Consider the following 3,899-nt stretch of genomic DNA (forward strand, 5'->3'; position numbering starts at 1 on the left):
CCATGCCGCCCAGATTGAGCCAAAGCCGGTTCAGCACAGCCTTGCGTTCCGCGTCGGAGAGCATCCCCCGCAGGCCGTGATGCACGATCTGCTCATGCGCCCAGACTTCAGCCACGCGCCCGGTATCGGTCAGATTGTCGGCCACCAGCCAGACCACGCGGGAGCGCGGATCGTACACGCCTTCCAGGCTGGAGACGCTTCCGGCGTATTTTTCTCTGATGCTTTCCGGAAGTTCCGCGAAATGCTGTACCACGCGCACCGGAGCCGCATTTCTGGCCGTCTTTCCCAGAGCGTCGGCCACGTTTTGCACCGCAGCCTGGCGCAGCCGCAGCCGTGTATCCCGGCGGCGCGGCAGATATTGGCCGGGGGCAAGTGAGGCAAGCGAAGCCTGATCGGCGGCGTCCTCCTGCGTGTCCTTTGGCTTGGCCTTGGTCGTGGCCTCGATCTCTTTTTTCACTTCCTCCAGGCGCGTTTCCGCAGCCTCAAGCTCCTTTTGCTGGGCAAAGGGCCGGGTTATTTCCTTTTCAAGCGCACCAATCTGCGCGCGCGTCTCCTCCATGCGCGCCTCGGCAATGGCCTGCGCCCTGCCCAGGGAGGCCAGCGCATTTTCCAGGCGGGTAAACAGCCCCTGCGCGCCGTTGAACTCTCCACGCTGTGAGATGCCGTGCGGCCCCTGCAAATGATAGGAGCTCACCGCGCTGTATTCGGTTTCTTCCCCCTTTTCCTCGGCAAAGCCGATATGCGGCTCCACCGTGAGGGTTACGCTCAGGCCCTGCCCCAAGTCAATATCCCGGCTCTTGGCAAAAGCCGCATGGTTCTTCGTATACCACTGCGCCTGCGTCGTGATGCCCGCCACGGATGCACTCACAGCGGCCTGCGTGGCTTCCAGCCATGCGCCGATCTGTTTGGCGCGCTCCTTCCTGTCCGCGATTTTCCCGCCAGGGAAGGCGCGCGCTATGTATTCCGAAAGCCGTTTTTCCTCCGGCAAGCGGGCTTGCTGGCGTTCCAGGGTCGCCTGGGCAACACGCAGCGCGTTCCGCTGCCCGGAGACCTGCGCGGCGTGGGAGGAGCGCAGGGCGCGCAGCCGCCGTACTTCAGCCGTAAGCTGCATCAGTTCCTTGGCCAGCGGATTCCCGCTGAACGCGGCCAGCATGTCTTCAAACGTCGCCTGCGTCGCGTCAAAGGGGTTTTCAAAGCTGCGGTCCGAGACGTTGCCGCGCAAAAGCTGGTTGATGAACTTCTGCTTGCTGATAAGCTGCTGGAACGTCACGGAATCCAAGGTATTCTTCGTGCCGTAGGTCAGGATTTCCACTTCGGGGAAGCGATTGCCCGGCCGCCGGATGCGCCCGTTGCGCTGCTCAAAATCCATGGGCCGTTGCGGCGCGTCCAAAATGATGCGCGGTCAGCAGGCGCTCCTGCACGTTCACGCCCACGCCCAATTTTTCCGTAGTGCCCATGAGCACGCGCACATCGCCACGGTTCACGGCGTCAAAGAGCTTTTTGCGCGCTTCGTCCGTCTTGTAGTCGTGGATGACGGCTATTTCTTGTTCGGGAATGCCCCGTTCCACCAGTTTGTCGCGAATGTCCCTGAACAGATTGAACTTCTTGTCCTTGCTTTGGAACGTATTGGAAAAAACAATCTGCGCCGCCTTTGTATCCTGATGCTCCTGCCAGCGTTCAAAGATATTTTGCACCGCAGTGTTGGCCTTGCTGCCCGGCTCGTCGGCAAGCGTGGAATCCACAAGGCGCAGGTCAATGGCCGCCTGCTTCGCCCGGCCGTAAATGGTCAGCGGCACATGGGACTGTTCCCGCTTTTCCGCTCCGGGCAGCGCATCCCAGGCAAGCCGCTCCTGCCGCAGGGCCTCAATATAATTGCTCAGGGCTTCCGATCGCTCCACGGAAACTTCCTGGATTTTTCCGCCTTTCAGCTTGGGCAGCCCTTTGATGCCGGTCAGGTCTTCGGTAATGGCCACGTCCGCGCCGGAGCGCCAAAGGGTGAGCAGTTCCGGGCCGTTGACGTACTTGTTGAATCGCTCCACGTCCTTCCATTCGCCGGTCGCGGTTTCCTCCTGGGAAACGCTGGTCGTGGCGAAGGTGGTGGCAAAATCGTCAAACTGTTCCACGCCGAACTCGCGCAGCAGGTCAGGCCGCGTGTAGCGGAACATGGTCCACATCTCGGTGAGCGTGTTTGAAATGGGCGTGCCCGTGGCCATGACAACATTTTTTCCGCCGGTCTTGGCCTGCACCAGCCTCGCCTTCATCAGCATCTGGAAAGAACGCTGCGAGGAACCCCGGTCCAGTCCTTTCACGTTGTCCATTTTGGTCACGAACTGGCCGGCTTGTAGGCGTGCGCTTCGTCGATAAGCAGAGCGTCCACGCCCAGGGCATCAAAATGGATGTTCTCGTCTTTGCGGGTAGCGGCGAGGTTTTCCAGCCGCACCTTCAGCCGTTCGATTTTCTTTTCGATTTGCTTACGCGTCCGTTTCTCGTTCCCGTCGATGTCGAGCAGCAGGGTCTCATACTCCTCCGCCTGTTCGCGGATAAAGCCCGCCTCGGTTTCCGGAGAAACGGACACGCCGTTGAAAAAGCCGTGCGGCGTGATGACGGCGTCCCAATCGCCGCTGGCGATTTGCGCCAGCAGGCGGCGCCGGTTCTTGGCGTTGCGCTGGGTTTCAGTGGGGGCAAGAATACGCGCTGCCGGATACAGCGCCTTGAACGAGGCCGCAAATTGCGACAGCGTGGCCCCCTGCACCACAATCCAGGACTTTTTGGCCGTGCCCAGGCGGCGCATCTCCATAGCCAGAGTGATGAAAAGCATGGTCTTGCCGGAACCCACGCCGTGGGCAAGCAGACAGGATTCCTGCAACGCCCGCGACACGCCCACCTTCTGATTGTCGCGCAGCTCAATGCTGTGGGACGCGCCGGGATAGTGTTTGATGTCCGGCACGTCGAACGTGCGCGCCACAAAGCTGTTGAATCGCTCGTTATATGCGTCTTCAACCAACGCGGCCTGCTCGCTGTCGACCAGCCAGGTCCTGAACTCTTCCTGCAAAAGCCGCTGCTTTTCCTGCGCGGCCAGGGTTTCCTTGTCGTTGCGGACGTATTTCGTCTTGTCTCCGTCCCTCACAGGATCCAACGCTACGGAGCGCTTGAGATTCAGACAGTCCGCCACCAGACTGAGGATATCGGCTCGCTGCGTGCCCCAGCGGTTCCTCGCTTCCGCCGACAGGTCGCTCCCGCGCACCTCCCAGCTCGCGCTTCCTTCCTCGCCGGGCAGCCGCGTCAACGTCACTGCCGCGTTTTTGACGCCGATGTGCCGCAAAAACGCCTCATAGACCTCAGGCGGCATCCAGGAGGAGCCGAGCCGCGCAAAGATGGCGTCAATGCCGATGCGCGACGGCTGCACCGCCCGCAAGGCCGCCGCGTTTTCCTCATACGCCGGATTCTCCGCCGCGGCGCGCTCGGCCCGGGCCAGCTTTTCGCGCACGTTGCCGGAAAGATAGATGTCCCTGGGTTCCAGAAGGCCGGATTCCGGATTTTCAAACACCTCGCCCGTCTTGAGCAGCGCGGCCCTGGCTGCGCTTGTCTCCAGGCCGAGCAGGCCCGCGATATACGGCAGGTCAAGGCCGTTTTTGTAGATGCGGCTGATTTTTACGGCATCTTCAGGACTGTCCGCATGCTCCGGGGCCTGAAAGGGAAAGATGGTGCGCGTGGTGAATATGTCGGCCTTGGAAATCCGGTCTTGGAGAATTTGCTTCCTCTCCCCTTTATTGAGAGTATTAACTAAATAATGTTTTAATGTCATCCAGAGTTCCATTCACATGAAACCTGGCAAAAAGAGCCATCGTCAAGTCAACCATGTGCAGACTTCGTGAAACAACGACCGACTTTCGGCGGAA

At 60.5% G+C, this 3,899-nt stretch carries 3 protein-coding genes; all 3 read right to left on the minus strand.

Translation table 11 applies throughout. The features are described from left to right. On the minus strand, positions 1-1,369 hold a 1,369-nt coding region (locus G7Y51_RS13195; protein ID WP_165178201.1), incomplete at its 3' end, for a hypothetical protein. Then, positions 1,359-2,327, minus strand: a complete 969-nt coding sequence (locus G7Y51_RS13200) for a hypothetical protein (RefSeq protein WP_165178203.1) — start codon at positions 2,325-2,327, stop codon at positions 1,359-1,361. The genes G7Y51_RS13195 and G7Y51_RS13200, both read right to left, overlap by 11 nt. Continuing rightward, positions 2,324-3,805 (minus strand): hypothetical protein, encoded by a 1,482-nt coding sequence (locus tag G7Y51_RS13205; protein WP_165178205.1) that lies wholly within the window; start codon positions 3,803-3,805, stop codon positions 2,324-2,326. The genes G7Y51_RS13200 and G7Y51_RS13205 overlap by 4 nt, the downstream gene beginning before the upstream one ends. Between the last annotated feature and the right edge of the window lie 94 nt (positions 3,806-3,899).

Source organism: Desulfovibrio sp. ZJ369 (assembly GCF_011039085.1).
Lineage (GTDB): Bacteria > Desulfobacterota > Desulfovibrionia > Desulfovibrionales > Desulfovibrionaceae > Desulfovibrio.

Bases quoted from the DNA above. Each gene is read 5' to 3' on its own strand.
- G7Y51_RS13205 (WP_165178205.1), bottom strand. From the start codon at position 3,805: ATGACATTAAAACATTATTTAGTTAATACTCTCAATAAAGGGGAGAGG.